Annotated in this window: 19 protein-coding genes and 1 pseudogene; 8 read left to right on the forward strand and 12 right to left on the reverse strand. The window is 50.6% G+C overall.

Translation table 11 applies throughout. The features are described 5' to 3' along the window. Positions 1–119: 119 nt before the first annotated feature. Both EDD53_RS06670 and EDD53_RS06675 read right to left on the reverse strand, forming a co-directional pair. Positions 120–1,034 (reverse strand): annotated as a pseudogene (locus EDD53_RS06670) (type II toxin-antitoxin system HipA family toxin); the annotation flags it as partial. Positions 1,035–1,204: 170 nt separating this feature from the next. After that, positions 1,205–1,558 (reverse strand): helix-turn-helix domain-containing protein, encoded by a 354-nt coding sequence (locus EDD53_RS06675; RefSeq protein ID WP_123792449.1) that lies wholly within the window; start codon positions 1,556–1,558, stop codon positions 1,205–1,207. A 1,215-nt stretch (positions 1,559–2,773) separates the two neighbouring features. Here EDD53_RS06675 and EDD53_RS06680 point away from each other — a divergent pair. The 3 genes from EDD53_RS06680 to EDD53_RS06690 all read left to right on the forward strand — a co-directional run bounded on the left by EDD53_RS06680 (position 2,774) and on the right by EDD53_RS06690 (position 6,979). After that, the gene (locus EDD53_RS06680; RefSeq protein ID WP_170162704.1) at positions 2,774–5,365 is read left to right on the forward strand and encodes a sensor domain-containing phosphodiesterase; all 2,592 of its coding nucleotides are present in this window, start codon (positions 2,774–2,776) and stop codon (positions 5,363–5,365) included. Positions 5,366–5,937: 572 nt separating this feature from the next. Next, positions 5,938–6,669 (forward strand): universal stress protein, encoded by a 732-nt coding sequence (locus tag EDD53_RS06685; RefSeq protein ID WP_123792451.1) that lies wholly within the window; start codon positions 5,938–5,940, stop codon positions 6,667–6,669. Between the two features lie 127 nt (positions 6,670–6,796). Continuing rightward, positions 6,797–6,979, forward strand: a complete 183-nt coding sequence (locus EDD53_RS06690) for a hypothetical protein (RefSeq protein ID WP_123792452.1) — start codon at positions 6,797–6,799, stop codon at positions 6,977–6,979. A 192-nt stretch (positions 6,980–7,171) separates the two neighbouring features. Here EDD53_RS06690 and EDD53_RS06695 read toward each other — a convergent pair whose 3' ends face one another. Together EDD53_RS06695 and EDD53_RS06700 are read right to left on the reverse strand one after the other, a co-directional pair. Next, a complete protein-coding gene (locus EDD53_RS06695) occupies positions 7,172–7,795 on the reverse strand; it encodes an SOS response-associated peptidase (RefSeq protein ID WP_123792453.1) in 624 nt (207 codons plus the stop codon). A 438-nt stretch (positions 7,796–8,233) separates the two neighbouring features. Continuing rightward, positions 8,234–9,010 carry a hypothetical protein gene (locus EDD53_RS06700; protein WP_123792454.1) on the reverse strand — a complete coding sequence of 259 codons (777 nt, stop codon included), beginning with the start codon at positions 9,008–9,010 and terminating at the stop codon, positions 8,234–8,236. A 278-nt stretch (positions 9,011–9,288) separates the two neighbouring features. Here EDD53_RS06700 and EDD53_RS14820 point away from each other — a divergent pair, with 278 nt between their 5' ends. The 4 genes from EDD53_RS14820 (at position 9,289) to EDD53_RS06715 (ending at position 12,658) form a co-directional block, all read left to right on the forward strand. Then, on the forward strand, positions 9,289–9,456 hold the full coding sequence (locus EDD53_RS14820) for a hypothetical protein (protein ID WP_170162705.1): 168 nt from the start codon (positions 9,289–9,291) through the stop codon (positions 9,454–9,456). A gap of 388 nt (positions 9,457–9,844) precedes the next feature. Continuing rightward, positions 9,845–10,393, forward strand: coding sequence for a hypothetical protein (locus tag EDD53_RS06705; RefSeq protein WP_123792455.1), 549 nt, complete (start codon positions 9,845–9,847; stop codon positions 10,391–10,393). A 138-nt stretch (positions 10,394–10,531) separates the two neighbouring features. Then, positions 10,532–11,716, forward strand: coding sequence for a surface lipoprotein assembly modifier (locus EDD53_RS06710; RefSeq protein ID WP_170162706.1), 1,185 nt, complete (start codon positions 10,532–10,534; stop codon positions 11,714–11,716). Between the two features lie 414 nt (positions 11,717–12,130). Then, positions 12,131–12,658 carry a helix-turn-helix transcriptional regulator gene (locus EDD53_RS06715; RefSeq protein ID WP_170162707.1) on the forward strand — a complete coding sequence of 176 codons (528 nt, stop codon included), beginning with the start codon at positions 12,131–12,133 and terminating at the stop codon, positions 12,656–12,658. Positions 12,659–12,836: 178 nt separating this feature from the next. Here EDD53_RS06715 and EDD53_RS06720 read toward each other — a convergent pair whose 3' ends face one another. From EDD53_RS06720 to EDD53_RS06740, 5 genes are all read right to left on the reverse strand, one after another. Further along, complete coding sequence (locus EDD53_RS06720) at positions 12,837–13,928, reverse strand: LuxR C-terminal-related transcriptional regulator (RefSeq protein ID WP_123792458.1); 1,092 nt, start codon at positions 13,926–13,928, stop codon at positions 12,837–12,839. Positions 13,929–14,135: 207 nt separating this feature from the next. Next, positions 14,136–14,468, reverse strand: a complete 333-nt coding sequence (locus tag EDD53_RS06725; RefSeq protein ID WP_170162708.1) for a hypothetical protein — start codon at positions 14,466–14,468, stop codon at positions 14,136–14,138. 915 nt (positions 14,469–15,383) lie between these two features. Beyond that, positions 15,384–16,487: a tyrosine-type recombinase/integrase gene (locus tag EDD53_RS06730; RefSeq protein WP_170162709.1), complete on the reverse strand. Its 1,104-nt coding sequence runs from the start codon at positions 16,485–16,487 to the stop codon at positions 15,384–15,386. Between the two features lie 24 nt (positions 16,488–16,511). Then, the gene (locus EDD53_RS06735) at positions 16,512–16,739 is read right to left on the reverse strand and encodes an Arm DNA-binding domain-containing protein (protein ID WP_123792461.1); all 228 of its coding nucleotides are present in this window, start codon (positions 16,737–16,739) and stop codon (positions 16,512–16,514) included. Between the two features lie 468 nt (positions 16,740–17,207). Then, positions 17,208–19,283, reverse strand: a complete 2,076-nt coding sequence (locus tag EDD53_RS06740) for a Hint domain-containing protein (protein ID WP_123792462.1) — start codon at positions 19,281–19,283, stop codon at positions 17,208–17,210. 1,461 nt (positions 19,284–20,744) lie between these two features. Here EDD53_RS06740 and EDD53_RS06745 point away from each other — a divergent pair. Continuing rightward, positions 20,745–21,746, forward strand: coding sequence for a helix-turn-helix domain-containing protein (locus EDD53_RS06745; protein WP_123792463.1), 1,002 nt, complete (start codon positions 20,745–20,747; stop codon positions 21,744–21,746). A 72-nt stretch (positions 21,747–21,818) separates the two neighbouring features. On the opposite strand, the gene EDD53_RS06750 is transcribed toward EDD53_RS06745, so the two are convergent. Genes EDD53_RS06750 through EDD53_RS06760 form a run of 3 tightly spaced genes read right to left on the reverse strand, consistent with a single transcriptional unit; the run spans position 21,819 to position 24,453 of the window. Continuing rightward, complete coding sequence (locus EDD53_RS06750) at positions 21,819–22,448, reverse strand: SDR family oxidoreductase (protein WP_123792464.1); 630 nt, start codon at positions 22,446–22,448, stop codon at positions 21,819–21,821. Positions 22,449–22,465: 17 nt separating this feature from the next. Further along, positions 22,466–23,080: a glutathione S-transferase family protein gene (locus tag EDD53_RS06755; protein WP_123792465.1), complete on the reverse strand. Its 615-nt coding sequence runs from the start codon at positions 23,078–23,080 to the stop codon at positions 22,466–22,468. Continuing rightward, positions 23,077–24,453 carry an NAD-dependent succinate-semialdehyde dehydrogenase gene (locus EDD53_RS06760; protein WP_123792466.1) on the reverse strand — a complete coding sequence of 459 codons (1,377 nt, stop codon included), beginning with the start codon at positions 24,451–24,453 and terminating at the stop codon, positions 23,077–23,079. Before EDD53_RS06760 ends, EDD53_RS06755 begins: the two co-directional genes overlap by 4 nt. Between the last annotated feature and the right edge of the window lie 121 nt (positions 24,454–24,574).

The following is a 24,574-nucleotide window of genomic DNA, read 5'->3' on the forward strand; positions in this document are numbered from 1 at the left end:
CAGTATCTCTTTAGCAAGACGCTTTGGTACATTCCTCGCCTCAACAAAACCTGACGTTCCCTTACAGCATCATCGACCTTACCCACGATCTCATTCGCACGCTTGTCCTTGATCCCCACCTGCTTCGCGACTGCCAAAAAGTGTCGTTTTCCAGGCTGACGTCCCTCTCCGGCGATGAGTAGAGTATGTTCACCACCAGGACCAAGGCTAAAACTAACATCATAGGCTGGAGCCAACTTCCACACCCCAAACTGATCCATAAGAAATGCGTGGCTTTTCAAATGATCATCGCGGTTCATCATGCGTGCATTGAAGACCATCCGACGCTACATTTGCTCCACCGCTCTATGGTCACGCGTCACGAGTCTTACGACTTTCAAAAGTTCACTGTAGTCCACTTGCGCTTGGCGAAAATCGACATCTAAGAGTGCCGCCACTGTCTGCATATGAACACGCTCAGCTCCATTGCGATCAAACCGGTCTGTAACGAAATAAGCCTCCCCTTTAGAGGCGCGCAGAACGGTCAAAGGACTCACTTCAACACCCGCAGCCGCACCTACATCACTATACGCCGCCTCAGCCTCCACAGCGCACTCTGCGTCGCACTGCGCGCGCCTCTTGATGAGCACATGACGCCATCCTTCAGCAGGTGTGCTCCGGTGATCCAACAATTGAGAGTTGTCTCTATCAATAATTGCAACGAACTTTGGACGTGCACCTTGTGAACCGCCCGCCATCCCACGAAGACGCTCAAGGTCTTCAGAAACCAAGTCATTCCCGACCTTTGGCACAAGACCATCAAACCAATCGAGATCCACATCTTTTTCAAGCGGGTAATCATCTGCCGGCCGATAAGATAACGCCCCCATACCGTGCGATCCAACCATGGCAAGACGTGTTAAATCAGTGATCTCAGCACGAGAGCGCCCACGAGACATCAAGGTGCGATCAATAAGTAGGCACCCCCATCCGTCCGGAAGGCTATCCCCAAATAAGCCAGGTAATTCACCAAATGCGCGCCCTTTTGAGCGCAAAAGTCCAGTCTAGGACTTTACCAACAACGGACTGATATTCCGATGAGCTTGTTCCAAGTCTGGACTCCATTCTGCAACGGCTTCGCTCCGTGAGGCATCCCAGCCGATTTGACCAACAGAAACATCACGAGTTGAAGGACTAAACGCGAGCGACACATCTAAACGATTGTTCATACTTTACGCCCTCTCGAACTAGCGCGCTGCCTTAGTCTGTCATGCGCCTCCAGTTCATCAAGCGTCAACGCCTCCGCAGCAGGGAACAGCCCCTTGAAGCCATCTAAGGCATCAAGCGCTTCCGCCAAGACAAGTAAGTTTGCCAATGAGATCTCTCCGGTCCGCTCAAATTGTTTCAATGTGCCCAGTGGCACCCCTGACTTTTGCGCAAGAACAAGTTGGGTCATGTCCAGCGCCAAACGACGTTGGCGCGCAGCATTGCGAACGCGATCTTGAACATCTAGTGCCGTTTCGATTTCGATCACACACGCCTCAACCAAATAGCCATAATGCGATCCCTTAGATCCCATATTACAAACTAATAGACCATATTTGATCCATTACCAACGGTGCCGCGGTGCCAAATATGTTGACAGACGTTTACATTTTGCGGCTCGGACGTTTCCATTCTGCGAAAAATGTAAACGTCCGGTACCTAAAACACCCCAAAAACGTTTACATTCGCCCGCATTTTAGCATCAAGCACTAATACAATGTAAACGTTCAAACCCAAGTATAGTTGGTTTTGCGCGCCCAAGGTTTACCTTAAGTTGACATAAATCGACCTTTTTAGCTTTTTTGAGAATTACGATCCGACATAGAGGCATCGAAAGAGAGCATCAGAGCGGACACGAAATCATCCAAATCCAATCGAAATCAAAGCTACAATGGAAGATATATTAGAGTGCTATTTTGAGAGGCAGTGCTGGCAAGATCGATGGATTCTCATCCGGTGAATTCAATTACGACATGTGACATTCAGACCAACCAACGTGGTAAAGACCTTTGGCGCACCATGGCAAATATGCGCACAGATACGCGCGAGGATGCACCCACACAGCTTTGTTGTACATGTGCAAGCGAAACACCGTCAAACGCATTTAAAAGCTGCCTCAGAGCGCCTCTGATTAGATGATCGCATAGATAGGTATACAGCTAAGCAGGCAAACAGCTAAATAGAGCCCCCCTCCTCCGGCATGCTAAGAAGGAGGATGACATGGGTATGGGTGCTTTTGTTCAGGTTCAGGTGCATGGTCTAATATGAAATTATCAAATGCATTTTAAATATTTATAATCGCAAAGGTGGAGTAGACGATTGCTCAAACTCATTTCTAAAACCGCTAGGCGTCCCATGCGAACTTTCCACCACAGCATCAAGGCGAAGGTTGACCTATATGATGGTTGAGGAATCTTATTTGAAACGGAATGCTAACGCCATTCACGTCAATCGACACTTCGGGCGGGAACCGAACTTTCGCTGCGCCTGCAAACCCAATTGGGCAACATGATGAAAGCGGACACTCGGGGGCGCGATCAGTTTTTTCGATGTGCAGACACAGCTAACGGCGGCAGTGAGCCCAAAGTACCGATTTTGGGAGAGCACACCAATGTCGGCTTTGGAGCTACCAAGAACAATCGAACAAGCTACGGAGCACTGTCGAAGCGCGGGAAGTCATCTGTTAATAGGTTGTTAATCTATGTAAATGACAGTGCTTGCCAACGTAACCCTTCGGCAGGAATCCAAGTTGACCACATTCCCAGCTCCCAATAACGACGCAGAACGCACCGCTGCGATTAGTGAACTTGGTATACTGAATTCGGGCACTTCACCCGAATTCGATGCAGTGACACGCATTGCTGCCGACATTCTTGACTGCCCAATCGCGCTGATTTCCATTGTTGCGAAGGATGAACAATGGTTCAAGTCGAACGTCGGCTTGAGCGTGGCGGGAACACCCAGAGAACTGGCGTTTTGCACCCACACGATAATGGATGATGTGCCGCTGATTGTGCCTGACGCGCGAAGTGATGATCGGTTCAAAAACAACCCTTTGGTTTTGGGTGAGCCAAATATCGTTTTCTACGCAGGCGTTCCACTCAGTCTCGGACGAAATCATAACTTAGGCACCCTTTGTGTCATTGATAGCAAGCCTCGTGAGCTTAACGATACTCAAATCGGCCTATTGCGGAACCTCGCTAAAATCGTCGAGGCACAAATTAAGGCACTACAAATTCAGCGCGAATTGAAGAGCAAAACGGATGCCCTTGAACGATCAACTTCCTTTCTTGAGCAGATCAAAAAGCTGACGGGTGTTGGCGGTTGGGAACTAGAGCTTGACCCGTTGTCCCTGACTTGGACTGACGAAACGAAACGTATTCACGAAGTTTCTGAGGATTATCTGCCGCAACTTGAGACTGCTATAGACTTCTACGCTCCAGAGGCGCGTTCGATTATTCAGGGCGCGGTTGAAAGCGCCTTGAACGAGGGTATCCCGTGGGACCTCGAGTTGCCGCTCGACACTGCAAAAGGCAATCGCATTTGCGTGCGCGCTGCCGGAGCTCCGGTCTACAAAAACGGTACGATGACAAGCTTGATCGGAGCTTTTCAAGACATTTCAGAGCAAAAGCGCGTAGAGGAACGGATACGCAGTTCAGAGAAAATTGCTCGGGAGAAAACAGCAAGTTTGCTGGCAATCCTGGATAACATGGATGAAGGGGTCAGTGTCTTCGATGCCAATGGTCGTTTGGTGATTTGGAACGCCCGCTATCTTGAGATATTTGGCAAACCTACGAATGAGGTCAGAACAGGTGTCGCATTCCGTTCTCTCCTAGAAATGGAACAGTCTCGCGATGAATTCCACGGAGATATCGATAGGCATATTGAAGACTTGACGCACAAACTTCAACGCGGCGAGACTGCCGCTTACCAGTTCCAATCAGCAAATGGTAAATCTATTAGCTCAATGAATGCACCCTTACCGGGCGGCGGTTGGGTCGGCACTCACAATGATATCACGGAACAAGTGATGGCTGCGGAGGTCCATAAGTACGCTTCCTTTCATGATGCACTTACTGGGCTTCCTAATAGACTGGCCTTCAATTCTAAACTTGAAGAAATCGAAGAGAAAGCAGCCGACGACGAGTCAATCGCATTGCTTTTTGTGGACTTGGACCGCTTTAAGGAAGTGAATGATACCAACGGGCACCAGGCAGGTGACGCTTTGCTGACGGAGACAGCTACCCGCTTACAAGGCTGTATGCGCAAAGACGACATGGTCGCACGATTGGGTGGGGACGAGTTTGCTTGCGTAATCGTTTGTAAGACTGCCGATGCGATCCAAGTCGCTGAGGACATTGCGAGCATGGTCAACACTGAGCTCCGCCGACCTTTTGAGATACTTGGCAAGCCAATATCGATTGGAGGTAGTGTTGGCATTTCTGTAGCTTCGACGCGGGAATTCTCAATTGACAGTTTAACGCGAAATGCGGACGAGGCCCTTTACAAAGTCAAAGAGTGTTGTCGAGGTGGATATCATGTTCATGACACCGGCCTCATGTTTGAAAACAAGGCTAAAAAGGAAAATGCATCGGCAGTACGATCTGCCGTTCGTTGCAATGTACTTGGCCTTGATTTTCAGCCAATATTTTCTTTGAACAATGGCTCTTGCGTCGGAGTGGAGGCTTTGTTGCGGTGGCGTGGGACAGATGCACAAGCTCTCTCGCCGGAGGAAATCATCCGTATTTCAGAAGAGCAAGGCACGATATCCGAAATTGGCCAATGGGTAATCTGGGAGAGCATCAAATCACTACGCTTTCTAGATGAAGATCAACGTGTTGCTGTAAATGTCTCGCCCCGCCAGCTGGGCAGTGGAAGTACATTCGATCAAGTCGTCTGGACTTTGAATGAATTTGGTGTCGATCCAAGTAGGCTTGAGCTAGAAATCACAGAAAATGTTCCTTTGACTGGCGAAAATGAAGCTGTGGTTGAGCTTTTCAAGTTGAAGTCGTTGGGAGTTAAGATTGCCCTAGACGACTTTGGGACAGGATTTGCATCGCTGAGCTATCTCCAGAATTTTCCTTTCGACCGCATAAAGATCGACCGATCTTTTGTCTCAGCTTCATCGGACGACGCGCTTTCTCTTGCCATAGTACGCTCAGTGACATCTTTAGCAAACGAACTCTCGGTTGAGACCACTGCGGAAGGCATCGAGACGCATGAGCAATTGGCGAGAGTACAAAGTATGGGCTGTACATATGGACAGGGGTTTTATCTTGCGCGCCCGTCGACTATCGACAGCTCTCCCAAATCGACACCTGTACTCAGGCCTATTGCTTGAACCAGACGTTCAAAGTTAAGTGACGAATGACTGAATTGTCCGCGTAGCCGCCATCCAGCACGTCAAAATGCTGCGCTAACGGGTCAATGTCTGCTTTGAGGAAGCTGCAATGCAGCGGCGAAACGAACGACCAATGGCCGCTTAGGCCGTTTGTGTCGATCGACCCTTCGGGCAGGAAACCGAACTTTCGCTTTGGACTATATCAAGTTCTGCAATGCGGACGGAGCCGACATTGCCGCTGATGATATAGGCGGCTGCTTTCAGTAAATGATGCTTCTACCATGCTGATCCTGTACCATTTTAATGAACGGGGATTGTTGCATGCGCAATTGGTATCGCGCTAAAAACCAGTGCCGTCGTCCACCGACGTTGATTTTTCCTTTTGTTTCATGTATTGATAAGGAGACGGATCAAGAAGATCGGCGCGATGCCAGATCTGAAGCGCGTGCTGGAATATGATGTCCAAGCTGCCCGCAAGGTCCAAATAGTTCACTCCGAATTGGGTGACTGCAATCCACATCATCCTGATATTTACTGCCGATTGGTTTCAATCGCAGTGAAGAAAGATAACCATGAACAACTATGCACAAGCAAGAGTATCAAACCCCGTGCGCTACTTTGAAACGCCGGAACACGTTCTGAGCGATGTCAAACTCGGCCACGCTGACAAGGTGAAAATATTAAAGTCGATGGCGGTCGATGCGGATCAAAAGCTGGAAGCGACGTCCGAGGGCATGGCCGGATCAACGTCAGCCTACAATGCGGAAGACCTACAGTCTGCTTTGGTCCATCTCGAAAACGTCAAAGATGTTGAGGGCGCAGAGACTACAGACACCCAAACAGCGCGCTTTCAACGTATTATGGTCGTCACAACCGTAGATCAGTATCTCAATCGCGAAGTTGCAGGCGTTGCCTATGACATGGCCGAGAGCACGGGCGGCAAGGTCAGCTTGCTCAGTGTTGTACCGTCAGCCTTTGAGGGGGCGGGACTGGCGGCGACAGGACCAATGCTCACCGCAGTTCCCCTTGTCGCGACTGACGATGCGCAAATCATCGAAGACCGCCACGATCAGCTCGAAGACTTGAAGATAGCCTGCGGATCAAGCATTGAAACCGAAATCGAGGTGCGTAGGGGCCAGATCGAAGACGTTATCGGCGTGTATGCCGAAGCGTTTGACGCCGATCTTATCGTCGTCGGGTCCCCAAACCGATCTTGGCTTGAAGCGTTTCTCGACACCTCGGTCGCCCGCAAGGTGACGAGATCGGCACTTTGTTCGGTTCTGGTCGTACCTGAACCGGCATAACCGCTCCTCTCAACTCATCCGTCAAAAGCTCTTAGCCGCAAAAGCCGTCAGGTTTTGCGGCCAGAGCGATGACTTACCGGTTGGCCACATCTCAACATCGCTCCACGAATATTTAAGGAGACCACTCATGGCCAATCTGGCTAAAACGACCGTCTTTACGTCCGGCACTACGCCGAAAGAGACACCCCTTGATAAGACCACGCGCATTGTGCGACGCATTACTGAAGACGAGGCAGAAGTACGACATCAGAAGACAGCTCGCCTGCGCAAAGCCCGGTTTGAAAGTGAGGCTGACACATCAGACACGTAGCTCAAAAGCTGACATTCGTGGACTGCGCAGCAAATGGAACAATGGGCTCTAACCTGCCGTTAGCTGCAATATGTTTCTGTGTCCGCTTTTTCACAAAACATCATCATAAGGATGGTAGATTTCCCATGATATGAGCATCACAAAATAAAACTTGGCCTGCTCATTTCGTAGACAGGTAAAATTTGGGCATGGTTATTCAGCGGTTTCAATGAGGCCAGTCCCTTCATCCATCAATCCAAATCGCTCAACGGGCCATGTCTTTAGGGCTGCCTCGATCCCGATATCCAAGTCCGCCGAACCCTCTAGCCATGCCTCACGCTCTTCCGAATTCAGGATCACAGGCATTCGATTGTGAATCCCAGCCATCGCATCCGTTGCCGCGCGGGTCATAATGGTGCAGGTCCGCATATCATTCCAAATTGAGAACAGCCCAGCAAAATAGAAATTGGCATCGTTGCCCGCCGGAGCAAAAAAGTTGGGCCTACGATTTCCTTTGGGGCCTGTCCATTCATAGAACCCACCAGCGGGGATCAAACACCGTCCATATCGCCATGCAGCGCGGAAGGTCGGCTTATCACGCGCCTCTTCGATCCGAGCATTGAACGTGGTTGCTTTCCATTCCTTGGGATCATTTCCTTTGAACCAAGTCGGGATGAGCCCCCAACGCGCTGCGACACCTTCCAACGGCTGATCGGCGAATATCAAAATGGGGTTGGTAGGCTTTACGTTGAAGCGCCTCGGGATCGGATCGATCTTAATCTGCGACATATCAATCTCCGTATTTCGCAGATTGGGATCAACGAAACGTCCACACATTTTAAGCCCCTTAGAGAATTACACTATCCGCACAGGGTTACATCGAGACCAGTTCGAAGCAAACCTTTCTTCTCTTGGCTCGTCTTTGACTTGCATAAGAGCGAGAATTACGGGCAGTCATATAGCGCGGAAACCGGACCTTAGCTGCGGGTGTAAAGGGCGCGCCACCAATTGCCCCAAGCGGACCTTGGTGCGGTGAGTTCGATTTTGTCCCAACTCGTCCGGACGTGAGTACGCGAGTATCTGGTACACCTACGTCACTGAACTCGAAAAGGATTTAAAGATGTCAAAAGGACAAGGAAACGGTGGCGGTTGGCCCAGCACAACAGGTAATCCAAGCGGCGGCGGTCGTTCTAACGGCGGTTCCGGAGGAAAAGGGAAGTAGTTCAAACCAGCTATAGAAAATAGAAACGGCGACTGGAAATTGGTCGCCGTTTCTTAAATGCATGCCCATTCGGCCAATTTGGGCCAACATGCCAACCCGGCATCAAATGCGGCATCAATATCTGCTGAAGGGTACTTTTGCCGAATATCCGATAAAGCTACTGCGCGAGCATATTGCAACAGACCTAGAATTTGGCCATGCACAAGTAATATGGAGCCAAAGTCTTCTGCTAAGGTATGTTTATTAGGCTGATCATTCCAGTGGCACTTTAGAGTCTCAGTAAAATATCTTGTGTGGCGCTCAACAACGCGGTTGGTAAGCCTCTTTTTTCCCCTTACAATTGCACTCAGTTCTTCGGACAGCGCCTCCAACGGGCCGCCATCGGGTTCACCGCTTACAAGGAAGGCTGCGACGGCCTTATACGTTGCCAACTGACCCAATTGTGTTTCTTCCACGGTGTGCATTGATTTTGCAAACCTATTGAGTTCCTGAAACCAAACTTTTCCAAGATCCTCATAACTATTTGGAATGTAGTGACCAATGTCCGCAAGTCTCCAACCGCTTTGGCTCGCAATCAGTGCAAGCACCCAGAGAAACAAAACAACATCGCAAGACACAAGGCGTTCAACCCGTGCTTCCTTTGACTCATCACGTTGACGCAAAGCTCGCAGCCCGAGGTGCACCCACGGCATCCGGAAAAGATCATCATTTGTCGCTTTGCTCTGCCGTGCCTTAATCGCAATTTCTTCTGCGTGATCTATGAGGTCTAACGTTCCTTCGATATTCTGGTGAGGGGCGTCCCCCTCATCCCTCTGCAATAACAGGCCCACACTTGTTGCGATGTAACCCCGTTCGGCTTCCGCACAAAGGCGCGTTCTTAATTCGCGTTCTTGTTGTGGTCTCCACTGTGTTTTGCGTGATATCGCTGAATCTCAATGTTTAGACGGCCTTCGGACTGTAGTCCGCTCACCCCATATCGCTGGATACGCCGAGCCAACGCGCGGTATAGGCGAGATTGCTCCCTATCAGTATCTTTTCGGGCCCCAAGCAAGTCGGACGCACTGATTTCGCCCAAGCTAACATCTGACTGTTTGCTCGAAACATATTTATGAAAGATTTTGTTATAAGGTGGAAAGATGAACAAGGGGACAAGCAACCTCAACTCACTGCCGACCCTTCTCAAAAGCCGATGTATTTCACTGTCAGTAAAAGAGATGCAGAATTATGCCAAAGCCTAGTGTTTGGCAATCATTTACCACAATTGAATGAGGGCTAGCAAACATAAAGCTAACTACAAAGTGTGCGAATAGAACGGAAAACTTGTCCACACTGCCGACCTCGAGGGGTAGAATTGCCGCACATGGCATGAATGTCTGCTCTCGGGAAGCTGCATTCGCTGCGACGTCTACCACGGCGGCTATGAGATTGTGTGTGACAAAATCCAATCACAGACCGTCAAAGAACTGGCTTTTGCTCACCCGTCTCAACTGAAATGTAACGTAAAATACCGGGGAACTGATGTTGCTTCGGTCTGTCGTGGGTTTGAGCGAACTGTAAACCTACAAGTTCCTATAGGTTGTTCAAATTTCGAGATCGTAGAGAGTTTTTCCAATCTTGAACGACCCCGTTTGTGATTCGAACAGTATAAATTAGGAGACACAGTCATGAAACTTTACACTATGGCAACCTTGGCTGCGGCTACATTGCCACTGGCCGCCTGTCTGGGAAGCGGAGACACTGAACTTCCGGATAACTATGAAGAAGCGATTTCGCTGTATGAGGCCGTAGAGAACGAAGAACTTGAAGAAGCGTCCGAAGAACTGATGAGCGGGACCGCTACTCTTTCCGGCGCAATCGCTATTTCTGATCTCGGAGAGGATGAAGATCTGGAAGCGATTGGCGAGTTGACCCTGACCGCAAATTTCACAACCGATGAAGTGATTGGGACAGCAGATAATTTTGCACTCTATGAAGAAGACTCATCTGAAGTTGAGGCTTCGCTGACGGGATCATTGGATGTCGAGGGTGACATTTCTGGCACTTCGATGACGGCTGATCTTGAGGGCACTTTGACTGATAACGAGGACCATGATGTTGCCTTGACCATGGATGGCACTTTTTATGATGCTGATGGCGCACTTGCCGTTGTTGGTGACGTTGAGGGTTTGATCGACGACGAATACGTCGAGGGCGGCTTTGCTGCGATCGAATAGTAAGCCCTGTGTAACAAGTGAATGTGTTCAAGGTGCTGCGGGGAAACTCGCAGCACACTCCTGTGTAACATGAGAGCGATGTGGCCTATGAGGCATCCTTTTCACTTACGGCAGATATGTGCCGCGATATTGCTTTACATGAGCATCGCAAGCGGCGCGCAGGCAGAGAGTACGCTCTCTCCCCGTGAGGCCTATGTTACACTTATGCAACTTGGGCAGGTGGCACTGAGCAAGGATGCACCGAAAGAGGCGATCGTTTATTTTTCCAAAGCCCACAGGATCGCCCCTTCAGATTTGCGTGCGCAACTGTCTTTGGCCGAAGCCTTTGCACGCAGCGGTCAGGTCCGCAGAGCTGAAGCCTTTGTGCAGTATCTGCTCAAGCGCCCTGAATATGGTCGGTATGAAACACAGTATTTGGCGGCGTTGGCAAAACTTCAGGCCCGATATCCTTTGGTTGCCTCGGCCAGTTTTGCAGCCTTGCCAAGCACGAATATCAGGAACACTTCATCACAGACCGTTTTTGATACGCTCATTGGGCGTTTTGAAATCGATGACGGAGGCGAAGAAACATCTGGCATTGGGCTCGAAGTGGGTCTGCATGGCAGCTATCGTCATCCGATTGCCGATGGTCTGACTTTTGAAATAGGAACAACCTTCAACCGAATATGGTATGACGCATCCGAACTGAGATATTGGCGCGGACGTGTGACAACAGATGTCAAAAAAGTCGATGCTCATGGCAGTATCCTCGGCGGCCTGCATTTTGATCGCACCTATTATGCTGAGGCTGAGGGCAATAGCTCTGATCGCATTGCAACGGGCCTGCATGGGCAGTGGTCTCGGTCTTTCACTGGGAATACTCAGTTCACCTTTAGCGGCGTCGCAGAGTATCGCGATTATTTGGACAAAGACAGCCTGTCTGGCCCTTTTGCCTCGTTGCATTTGGGGTGGAACAAAAGACTTGAAACAGGTGCTACAATTCACCTTGGTGGCACCGTTGAGCGCTCGAAGCCCTCTTTAGACTATCACGGGTATTGGGGGGGCACTTTGCGGGGGGGCTATGAAACAGATATCACCGACACGTTGCGCGCCGGTTTAAACCTAAGTGCAGCAGTGAGGTGGTATGATACTGATTTCGCCGCAGTAGATTATCCGCGTCACGATGAAATCTATCGGCTTGGCTTTTCCGTGTCCTATAGTCGGATCAAAATCATGGGAGGGACACCGAAACTGTCCTGTGGCTACAAAATCCAGAATTCAAACATTTCGCTCTACCAGTCGACGTCGACCGACTGCAGGATAGGATGGTCCTATCAATTCTGAAAAACTGTTCAAGGGCTAAGGGTTACGATGCCATGTGACTCAAGTCGTCGGTGTTGGTTACTTGTTTGATCAAGGGCTTGAAATGCTGCGTCGAAACCAGATGTCCAGCGTTTTCAATCGCATGAAAACTGGCATCCGGTAAGGTGTGCGCAATCGTCTCAATGTCATGAATAGGACTGATCTGGTCTTCTATGCCATGAATGAACGTTACCTGACAGGTTATCTTCTTAAGATCGCCAAGCTAGTTGCGTTGCAGATTGGTGAGCTCGTCAACCGAGACAAGGGTGGCATGGTTCGCGATCAGGCGTAGCCACTCCAACAGATGTTGTTTTTGAAAAGAATATCCAGACTGGCCGTCTCTGCCACAGATTTCCGGTACATATGCAGCAACCCCTTTGGGGCCAGAACAGGAACGTGGCTGATCGCGCCTATTTCGATCTCGATGTTGAAAGGCGGATCATTTCTCGCAATGGTGTGGCAACACAATTTTTGAACATGAACCTTCAATATGTCAGAGCTGACGGCGCAGAGTTTTTTCACGTAAATCCGGCTCAATCCTTTACCGATGCCTTGCGTGCCACATGTGACCGTTTTCGCCCTGTTTCTACGATACTCATACTCATATCATACGAAGAGGCTAAGCCTTCGGTTCTCCAACTCAATGTTCTGCCGCTTCTCCCCGGTTTGGTGCGTATCGTTTTGTTCTGGATGCGCGCGAATATTGAAATGCTTGATATCTCAGCTCCCGAACTTTCTGTTCGAGAACGCGCTGCTCTAAACCTGTTTGCCGCAGGCTTGCGACGAGATAGAGTTGCACATGAACTGAACATTTCGCTGCCGACAGTCGATATGCACAGCCGTAACCTGCGCCGAAAGCTGTGGGCGCGAACGACACCCGAAGCGGTTGAAATTGCCGGCAATATGCAGATTCTTCAAACCTGAATTGAGAAGCAGTCGCCGCCACTTATATTCAGTGGACCCGAGTATGAAAGCTGCAGTCATTGCCTAAAACGGCCTTGAAACTGCAAAGCGCGAGTGTCGACTCTGAGCCGTTCGCAGCATCGAGCAGAGCGCAAGCACAGTTATCGCCTTTGCCCAGCGCTCCACGGCCCCTTTGGCATCAGACGAGGCCGTGCTTTAAGGCGATGGCAACTGCCTCCGCGATGGTTCGCGCTCCCAGCTTTCTTCGTAGGTTCGCACTGTGCAAATCAATCGTCGGCATCGCCAGATTGAGGTCGTGGCCCAACTGGTCGCGCCTGAGCCCCCGGATAAAGCCATGTAGGACATCGCGCTCACGAGGCGTAAGCAGTATTTTTTCTTGCGGAGAGTCAAAAAAATTCTGCAGTCCATCGGCGCATTCGGTCGTTGCAATAACCAGCACCTTACGCCCGCCCTCGGTTCTTGGCAGGAAATTGAGCCGCAGTTTCGGAATGATGCGCCCGTCAGTCGCGCGCGTCTGAGCAAGGTCCATCGCGCTGCCCTCACTTTTGCGGGCCCCTGTGGCTTTTGCTGCGGCAAAGTGAAAGGCGTTTTTTCCGGTGCCACGAACCTTGAGCGTGCGCTTGGAATCGATGGCAAGAAGCGGATGCAGCTTGAAGAGTCGTTCAGCTTTCCCATTCATCCGAAGAAGGCGACCCTGCCGATCAAGTTCGAAGATCGGTGCATCATCAAGCAAGCTGCGATCCACTGCTGCAATTTTACGAATGCTGGCGCGGTGCAATTCGCGCCGGATTTCATGGAGCCGTCCCAGATCTTCGACATGGCGATTTATCAAGCCGATTTCGGTATCCGTGAAATCACCGGCAGTCTTGCCTTTGTGAAAGGCCGTAGCGACCCGACCGTCGCGCGTGCTTTGCATTAGGCCGAGGCACCAATACCGATCAAGCCGGTTTTTCTGAATGAACTCGCTATACATTTCGCTTTTTTCGAGTTCTTGCGGGGAGACATAGTTCGACAGCCGAAACGCGCCCATTCCGATCTTGTCATCCGTGCCATGCGCTAACCAGGGATCATGCCCTTCAAATGAATTGTAATCGAGATTGGCTTCCGCCTGAGTTCCGGCTGCGATTTCGCGATAATCCCCCGGATGGAGCCATATGAATATCGTCGAAGGCACGTCGATTTCGCGCGCCAGTCGATTGGGCAGAGTGTTGAACAACTCGTCATCCAGAGCTGCTTCGTAAATGTCGTGATGCGATAGGGATTCAGGCACTAGATGAATCTACTCTGTTGCACGATTTCTGGCTAAGCGTTGGCTCGGTAAATCGCCTTGTTCCGATAGGAAGACCGTTTCGAAACCAAAGCCAAATCTTCTAGCCGGTCGATTAATACGTCCGACAGTAGATCGTCGGGGATGCGGTGAAACTGGACAAATGAAACTTGTTAAGCTGTTGCTAAAATGCCCGATTCCCGTCAAAAATCAAGCTTTAGTGGCAGAGCGCAATCGACGGAATTGGTTGTATAAAGCGCGATATTCGAGCGGGTGCGTGGTGCAACTGATCTTCGGCGATCGCCGCGTGGTTTTCATCTTTCGCAACGCCACACTCAAGCCAAAGCTCGCTGAACGTTCTTGATGGAGTTCACCAACGATCGTCGGGGTATCAATATCTTTGCATCGTTTTCTAGAGCTGAGAGAGATCCATGCGGAGCCCTTCAAGCTAAGCTTGCGCATATCCGAATCGAAATTTGGCACTGCTGTAAAGATAATAATCGAAGGCATTTCAGCCGCCTTCGACAAGCCGCGCGACAGCATTCATCTTATGCCTATTGAGCGGAATTTTTTGCACGGGCTGAGACGTTTCCGCAGATGTGAACAACTGGCCTATATTCTTGGCATCACGGTGCCGAAGGTTTATTTACAAAGCGGTAATCTGCGCCGCAAGAACGGCGCAAACACGATGTTAGAAGTGATTTCGACCGCCTACAGGGCTTGTCTGAAGTTTGCGTCTCTAGGTGGCGTAGTAGGACTCAACATTTGCTCGAGACACGATCGATGACCCATTTGACGCTGTGGTCATAAGACCGAAAGGAGTTAGGCGTCTGGAAAAATTCGCAGCGTCCTATGCGCCCGACGTAATAAGGATCTCCGAGTGCGTCGGGCGTCACAAGATCTGCCACTCGTTCATCGGTCTCCTCCGCGACCTGTAGGCATTGAACTGGGCCACAGCCCAGCCAGTTGCCGCTGCGTGCCTTATAAAGCACAACCACACCCTTGCTGTGGTCCAAAGTGAACGCCGAGGCCTCAGTTGCCATCAAGCATGCCGAAAGAGAAATCATAATTCAAAAGCGCATTGCGGTGCATCTCCTGAAAGTTTTGCCTCAATATCCTGATGAGGCGGGTGCGGGTCCGGAACCTATGATTTCTGATAGGTTCGCACGCCCTTGTAGTCAGTCAATCACCTGTCAAAAAGCTCTTATGACATGTAACATTCCCTGAAATGGGAATAAGCCGCCGTTTTCGAAAATTTGTAACGCCGCACCGCCACTACGCTAGACCTAATTTCCAGAAAGTTCTGGGAAAACCAACAATGTCAGCATTCGGGAAGCTGCATTGCAGCTTTAAATCGGCCAGCCAATTACCGCAATGGGCCGAGAGCCACTCTTGAGGGATGGCTTTTTGAAAAAGGGGTTGGGAACCCACACACGTGCAACAAGATGTATCTAGCGGCTACAGCGTCTCAATGTAAATTAAAGCCTCCGCCAACCGTGATAAGGCCTCTTCTTGAGGATCTCGGGTGTTATTCATGATGCGTGTCAACTTGATGTAATTCGTTGCCGCCCCACCTAGACCTTCACTTTTGAATGGGTCTGTGTGAGCGAGCACCTGTTCGATAACAGATGCCGGCACTTTGATACTGCGCATCAATGTCGCCGCTGTTCGTCTAAGATCATGCCTGTGCCAACCTTCAGTTCCAGTCGCCTCATACAATGCGTTTTGAAAACGTTGCCAATTTCCCAGCTTTCCAGTGCCGTTACTGTTAGGGAAAACGAGCTCATTGGGCTGCATCGAGGTCCAACCCGGCAATACCTTAAGAATGTCGACGGCAGACTGAGACAACGGTAGGTCCTGCGATCTAGCACCCCCTTTTGTAGATTTCACATGAGGCTTTCGCCAGACATTGTTTGTCCGATCAAGGTCTCGCCACCGCATTTCAACGACCTCTTCGCGGCGCGCAGCTGTGAACAGCATGAACCGCATCGCGATAGGTCGAAAGTCAGCTTTTGCATCCACTCTCAACTTGCCAATTTGAGGGGCTGGGTACTTTAGAAACGGCAATATCGCTTGAAGTTCCTCTTGCTTGAGAACTCGGTCGCGCTTGCCAGAAATCTGTGGGTCATTGCTCGCGGGATCATGGATATTCTCCAAGCCGACAACCTTTAATAAAGGTAGACGTGATGAACCTAGTTTTGAATATGTATTTCGACCTGCCGCCCAATCGAGTACAGGGGAAAGATATAGCCGCGCTTTGGACGCTTGACCATTTGCGGTATTCTTTGCCCCCAGTCTTTTGACAGCTTCATATCCATTCACACACTTTGCGAACTCTTCGACTGAAATAGAACTCACAGGTCGGTCCAGAAGAGCTTTAAAGACCCTTTCGATGACACGACCAGCTTGGGTGCGCTTCGTCCTTGGACCTGCTGGTGCCCAGATCTTTTTCGTTGCACCGAATACCGCTGCATACTCCCCTAGCAGCTCAAATAATGTTGGCGCATCGCTTGCCTCGGCCACAGCAGTACGCTTACTGCGTTTCTCACCGTTGATGTCCACACCAGACTTAAGAGCAATGCGTTTTCACGTTGCTTCGGCGCGCGCTTGCTTCAACGACATATCTGGATAACGACCCAGAGTAATTGTATGCAACTTACCATCTACGCCACGCGCTTTTAGAGCGAATGAAATCTCTCCAGAGACTGACATGCGCGCAGGCAGGCCTGTGGTCGTCGCATCGGAATATTCTTCTCTCTTGCCAGTAGGCTTCAACTTACGAAGTTGAACGTCTGTTAATGCAGTCTTTGTCATTCCCACTCTGGGGCTACACTGGGGCTACACAATCAGCGACTTTCAGTCATATTAGATGACATCAGCCGCGCCTCTATGCGACTATCGAAAAAGCATCAAGCTACTGAAAAAAAGTAATAATAATAAGAGAACATCCAAGTCTGATGGGGTAGTTTCATCGTCACTGACATATGGCTCAAACCTGTAATGCTGGCGCAAATTATCGATGAGTATCTCCGCATAGGCGAACCAAGCGGGTGATTTTGACGTGGACCTGCCACGTTTTTGTGCCACCCAAGTGTTCGTTTAGGCCAGTTTGCGTTTGGATGCGGCCCTGTACTGCGACATCGCAGTGAAAATGAGGTCTGGATTGAGTGTGTAGCGTTTTCAATCACTGTCGCTAAAGAAATCAAGGGCCTGTAAGCCCTTGATCTTAAGTCTGATTTCAACCCCACTTTTAATGTGCTTGGGTTTACATGGGTAAAAAATTTAGCACATCAACGCCTTATTGTTTTTCGCATGACGCTCGACGAAGCGTTTTACCACGCTCCCTTTGGGTGGAATATAGCGCGCAGAAATCAGGGCTGTTTGCGTTTCAATATCAGGGAAAAGTTCAATAATTTCCGCACGTGCATCTTCTGTGACCGCTTTGAGTGCTTCAGGCCCAGTAAACAGGCTTTCTGTCGCAGCTCCGTTGGAAAAAACAATTTCATGTTCGTCAAACAGTATGTGGAAGTATTCGACATTCTCCGCGTCTTCGACGATCTCGATTCCAGGCAACTCGACCAGTTTGATCGCAGCGACCAATATTTCAGGAACCCCAAACATACGTTCAGCAATCGCGGAACGCACCAGAATTCTGTGCTGACGCGATACCATGAGATCTGTCATCGGAGTGCCATTGCCAAGCGCACCAGCCGAAATTTTGATCGGCTTGAATTTTGGACGCGCAGCCAAAGCGTGACTGTCAAGTTTCGTGCTTCCTATCCAACGCAAGGGCTGCATGCCGTTGTCCATGGTCAAAACCATGCAGCCGACCTCTAGATCCTCAACATTCACGGGTCCGTTCGACGTGATGATTTCAGATCCACGCGCAAAGCAAATGAGTTCGATCCCACTAAAGCTAAGGGTCTCGCCTGTGTCGAAGTTGACTGTCCCTGTCTTTGCACCACTGTCGTTCGGGTCAACGCTTGCCGTAATGGTATAGGTGCTTCTATCGATCGCGCTGAGATCAATGACATCAATATCCGTGGTATCGTCCACGCCAGATCCACCGACGATAACATCGCCATTCGCATCTGCCGCAGAGCCAATGATGAACCTATCGTTGCCGTCGCCTCCCGACATGTTATCAGCGCCCGCACCACCTTCGATCGTGTCATTACCGCCACCACCATCAAGCGTGTCATTTCCCCCCAGACCCCAGATGATGTTGTCGAGATTGTTGCCTGTGATTGCGTTTTCACCAGCGCTACCACGCACGTTTTCAAAGTTGTTTACAATCGTGCCGAAATTAATTGTCGTGCTGGTGCCGTCGTCATTCAGCGTGATACCTGTGTCGAGAGTGTTGACGAGCGCATTATCGAGGGCGACGGTGTCGTTCCCCTCACCGCCGTCCAAAATATCCGGTGTACCGACAGTGAAGTACCCGATTTGGGCGTAGTCATCACCGCCCTCAAGATAGACTTCATCAGAGGCTGAGCTTGACGTGGAGGTTTCCCCATCGCTAAGCCAAACGTCATTGCCGTCGCCGCCATATACTATGTCAGCCCCATCGCCACCGGTGATTATATCGTTGCCAGCACCACCATAGATGGTGTCATTCCCAGCCCCCCCAAAAATGATGTCGTTGCCTTCACCGCCGCCGATTACGTCATTGCCTGCACCGCCATAGATTGTGTCATCACCAGCATCGCCAGAAATCGTGTCATTACCAGCTTGGCCATCAATCGTATCGTTGCCTTCACCACCAGAAATAACATCGTTCCCGCTTCCCGCATTGATGGTGTCATCGCCGCCATTGCCATAGATCACATCGTCTCCGGATTGATATCCACCAAAAAGACCACCTGCATTGTAGTTGGTAATTTCGTCACCATCGGCATCGGTGTATCCGACATTCATGACTTCGCCATCGTCCGTGCCATCGACTATACCAGGCGTGGTGGCTGAAAGGCTGTAGGATGCGCCCTGATCAACAGTGATCCCAACAGCAACGCCAGCCAGCGCAGGGAAGCCATCTGGGGCATAGAGGTATAGCTCACCTGACGCGGTTTCGAAAATTGCGGCCTCGGTTGAGCCAAGTAACCCGCCCAGCACGCCGCCGATGAGCCCGCCATCAGAGCCGTTAAACGTTGCGACACCCACATAGGTGACGTTCTCGGGCGATCCGTCGATAACAATCGTGCTGGCCTCATTCGGGGTCAATACGCCGTCGTTATCTGTCAGAGAGATGTTTCCCCCTGCGACCCCTGAAAAATTTGGTAAAACCGAAACATTCAGCAAAGACACAAGGTCGCCCGAGTAAGAGTACAATTGGTCAGTAAAATTTGCGGTTACAGGCATAGAATCAATCCTTTGTTAACACTAAGCCCCTAAAACAGGTGCTACGGTCCGAATTTCGACGCGCGCCACGGGTGTGGTGCCTCGGGATGGCCCCGCTCTGTCCGTACGTTTCAGACAGAGCGGAGAGTGTTCAAAAGACCTGGGTTTGGCGGGGACTGGAGCAGCCGAGCCAAAGGTGTCTTTTGAAACTTAGGCGGCCGAAGAAAAGCTAAAAAACTGACTGTCATTGTCGATTCTGTAACTTCACTCACGCACGCCACGGCACATTTTGGGAAAATGGGGTGGGGTGCCACATATCCTTATAGTTGTGTCCGCATAGAAACTTTGGCGCAATCAAAGTGATCTGTCTTGTCAAAAAAGGCAATTTGAGCGAGATGACATTTTTAGTTTCCTGAATCCGATACCCGTGGCAGTTTTCCGATATTCAGAGCGTCCAAATTATTAATATCTAAGCACAAATTTAGGTAAATCGCCATTTTCAGAGAGAATCATGATGATGATCCATGCTGTCGAGACCGATAAAACAGCCCAGATAACGCCCGAAAACCACTGAAAAACGCTGATAATATCATGTGTAGAAATACACTTATAAAGTGTGTTACCCTTCCCGAGCATAAAAACATGATTAACGCCCGAAGGGATTGGCACTGCACAGACCTCTCTCAGCAGATCGCGTTTCGACACGCGATACAAGGAAGGTGTAAATACAGTCAGGCAATCGACTTGGCCCACATAAAAAGGGCCAAGTGAAGCGCCATACCCATCGGGCCCATGGGGTCTTTAGCCCCCCAAAAAAAGAGGAAGCCAGACAGGTCGCGGTACGATCAGAGGTCTCGCCAAGCTTGGCTTTAACAATCACCCGCAGCTCGCGTACATAGAGTAGTGTGGAGAAGAACCTGACGACTTAACGCCACCGCCCGATCAAAATGACATCCCAGCGACACTATATGATGCCATCACAAAAGACTGACCTGCCCTAATCCGCGTTTAGGCAGCACTCACAGAATTGATCCACACTGTGATGCTGAATGTTCTCGCCCTCAGATCGTTTATTGTCTTCCTTTGTCATTCGCAGGCGTGGCGCACCTAAGTGAGGGTCGCTTCAAATTTTATTCCTGCACAGGGTACCAGCACACGCACGATCTACGCTAGGTTGTAAAGCACCACCTGCGGGCGGTCACAAAAAAGACAAACTTATCTAACAAAATCAGATATATGCGCCACATGATTCTGAAAACGCGCATCAAAAAGGAGAAAAAACGTAAACTTATCAACACCTCAGGGTTGAATTCGTTATGATGAACACCTTTGAATTGATCATCATAGTAACACGACACATTTTCAACTTTGAGAGATTCCGTAACTGTTTAAGGGAGCGCGGCACCTGTATGCTGCGGTAAAAAGCATGATTAATTTCAATATCACCTCTCTTGCGTTGCTTGCCATTCAAGGCAAAACGGCATGACAAGCTCATCTTTTTTCAATGCCGTGGATACCAAAAAACGTTCAGGGCAGGAAATCCGTTTCAACGAATGGGACGAGGTCAAAGAATGGGCGAAAGAACACGTGGCCCCTATTGATCTCATCCCGCTGAGCAGATCACATGAACCCCATGGGGTCCTTAACTCTATGAAAGTCGGTCGCATCGGCTTCACATGCACCAAGTATGGTCAACCACTACTGATACATGTCGAGGGAAATTCTGCTGCGCCTGTGGTGGCAACCACCAACCTATGCGGACATACAATTCCCGAATTAGATGGGAAGGAAGCCCGCCTAAATCCAACAGGCAACAGTTTTGTATTTGACCTGTCTGATCGAGACCACCGAAGCCAATTGAGCAAGGATAATGTGCAATTGCAGCTTTCGTTTTGTCCAAGATTGCTTGATGAGGTCAGCCAAAGCTGGTTTGGCAATGCGCCTCACCGCAAAACATGGCAATTTAAAACGAGCTTTGGCGGTTCAGGGTCAAGCTGGCATTCTTGCTTGGATTACGTCACGCGGCTTATCGCTGAATCGCCGCAACCGATGTCGAGCCGCAATATACGGCATATCGAAGAAACTCTCGCCGCGAACCTGCTGGGAAGCTGGGCGGCACAGGCTGGCGTAGACCTAAATGCAGACCATCACCTTGTTGTCCCGCATATGGTCAGACAGGCCGAAGAATACATCATTGAACACGCAGCAGATGCGCCCACACTCGCCGAAGTGGCAAATACACTCGGCATCAGCGTACGCAATCTGTCCATGAACTTCAAAAAGTTCCGCGGCTGCACATTGGGTCAGTTCCTCAAGGAGCAAAGGTTGCAAGCCGCACGACGCGAATTGCGCGCAGGCGGCCAAGGCCGAACTGTAGGCCAGATTGCCGCGAGTTTGAGCTATATCCATATGGGAGAATTCGCCAAGGCCTATCGCGAACGTTTTGGCGAAAGGCCATCGGATACGTTGAAACGGTCTCACTGATATGGCGAGGGTGCACAAAAACTGGTGCGCCCTCACCATATCGTTTAGCCTAAGCTATACTGGTGTCCTCAATCAGCTGAGGACCGCACTCAGCGCCTCGCCTGAGGATTGCATATTGAGTGCTTTGCCATCGAATTGACCCGTTATGGCTGCGCTGGCAAGAACCTGTGCCACATCCGCACGACTGGCTTGCGCAGCGATATCCACTTCGCTGCCCAAAACCATCTTTTCGGAACGCCCGTCATCATTCAAAGCAACAGGTCGGATGATCGCGTAGGTCAGGCCAGAGGCCTTCAAATGCTCATCCGCATCGTGCTTTGCTTGCAAGTAATGCGCCATTTCGCCCGAAGGGTTGCTTTGATCTGCCCCGATTGAGCTGAGCATCACGAAACGTTCGACGCCTGCCTCTTTGGCAAGATCAATCAAACGCATTGCGCCGTCGCGGTCGACTTTATCGGTCATATCTGGGCCTGTGGTGCCGCCAGATCCCGCAGCAAAGACCACGACATCTGCGCCATCGCAGTCGTCTGATTGCAAGTTGGTCAAATCTGCTTGGCGCAGGCTTGTCGCTTCTGGAAGTTGGCTGGTGTCAGAGCTTTCGCGCACCAGTGCGGTCACAGTCTGCCCTTGATCAATCAGCTGTTGGGTTAAGATGCGGCCAGTTTTGCCTGTGGCTCCAGCGATCAGAATGTTCTTAGTCATGGTGTTTCCTTTCTAACTTAAGCAGGCGGCGCCATTGGGCCTGCGGCTTGGGTTGCGGCGATATAGCCAGACTGCTGTTGCAGCGCGTCCCAGTAGTTTGAGATTGCGGGATGATCCCCCAGTAAATTCAATCGCGCCAAAAGAGCGACGATGTATGACAACTGAATATCCGCCAGCATTGCGTCTTGGCCGAACAAGAGCGGCCCTTTGCCAATAAAGTCTGCGATGTAATCCAGATGCCGATTCAAAGCCGTGCGCGCAGCATCGGGGACAGGATCGCCAGAAAAGGCTGGCAAGATGGCCTGTGTCGCCACTTCAGCGAATGAGGCTTCGACATAATCAAACATTGCCTCATGCTGCCAATAGGCAAGCGTATCTTTGGGCGGTGTGTGGCTGTCATCACCGTATTTTGCTGCGAGATAGCGTAGGATTGTCGCGGATTCCGCGACCATTTCGCCTTCGTCCTCGATGACTGGGGATTTTCCCAAAGGGTGGACCTGCTTCAAGGCATCAGGCGCACCAAAGCTTTCGGTGCGATCATAATCGATGCGATTGCAGGGTTGGCCAAGGTCGGCCAAGAGCCACAACACACGGGTCGCGCGGGAATATTGTAATGCGTGCACTGTAATCATGGTAAGAAAATCGCCTTTGCGTTTGTGAATTCTTTCATGCCAAAGCCGCCATGTTCGCGCCCATAGCCCGAGTCTTTCACGCCACCAAAGGGCATGTTTGGATCGGCTGCACCGAATGAATTGATGTGCACCATGCCTGTGTCGAAATGATCACGGGCGAGTTTCACCGCACGATCTTCATCCTCGCTGAAGATACCGCCGCCCAAACCATATCGGCTGTCATTGGCGATGCGCATCGCGTCTTCATCATCCTTGGCACGGATCACGGCTGCAACAGGTCCAAAGATTTCATCATCGTAAGCGGGCATGCCAGGCTGAACTTCGGACAGAACCGTAGCGGGGTAATAGGCCCCCGTGCGATCAGGCGCATGGCCACCGCAAAGCAGTTTGGCCCCTTTGGCCACACTGTCATCGACTTGACCTTTCACCGTATCAAACTGATCGGTCGAGGAGAGCGGCCCAAGTTGCGTGTCGTCATCCGTAGGGTCGCCCAAGGTGATGGCTTTCATTTGCGCAACAAAGGCCGAAACAAAAGCATCATACACCCTGTCCGTCACGACGAAACGTTTCGCCGAAACACAGGTTTCGCCGTTGTTGTATAGGCGCCCCATGACGGAAAATTTGACCGCAGTTTCGATATCCGCGTCTTCCAAAACCAGATAGGCATCGTTTGAGCCTAGTTCTAGAACCGTCTTTTTCAGGGCCTTGGCCGCAACACTGCCGATGTGACGCCCAGCGCCATCGCTGCCAGTCATGGTCACGCCGCGCACCAAAGGATGTTCGATAAGCGTATCGCTGGTGTCATGGTCGATCAAAAGCACCTGAAACAGATCTTTTGGCAGACCAGCCTCTATGCAAAGTTCGCGCAGCCGCAAGCCAGAACCTGTGCAAATGCTGGCATGTTTCAGCACACAGGCGTTGCCTGCCATCAGGTTGGCGGCCAAAACACGAACGGGCTGATACAGTGGAAAATTCCACGGCTGGATCGAATAGATTACACCGATCGGCTGATGACTGACGATCCCGCGTGCCCCATCGGGGCCATGTGTACGCTCTTCGTCCGCCAATACATCGGGGCCGTTTTGTGCCGTGTAATCAAGAATAGCGGCACAGATTTCGACTTCGGTATGGCCGTCTTTGAGCAACTTACCCGTTTCACGGGTCATAAGCTGGGCCAGTTCGTCTGCCTTCTCGCGCAGCACCTTTGCGATTTTCGTGAGATATTCACCACGTTCCGCATGCGTTTTCTCACGCCAGTCCAAAAAGGCGTTATGGGCGGCCTCGAGCTTTTGAACTGCGTCTTCTTGCGTCATCATCGGATAGGTTTCTATCACTTCGTTGGTCGCAGGGTTCGTTGTCGTGATCGTCGACATGATGTCTCCTTCAAGCGTTCGATTGTTGTAGGACCAACGTCGAAATCAGCTTTTGGTTCCATCCGTGACCCAGATAGGCCGCGCGTCTCACTGAAACGTGACCGTTTCGCGCAAACAGAAC

Source organism: Pacificibacter maritimus (genome assembly GCF_003814915.1).
Lineage (GTDB): Bacteria > Pseudomonadota > Alphaproteobacteria > Rhodobacterales > Rhodobacteraceae > Celeribacter > Celeribacter maritimus.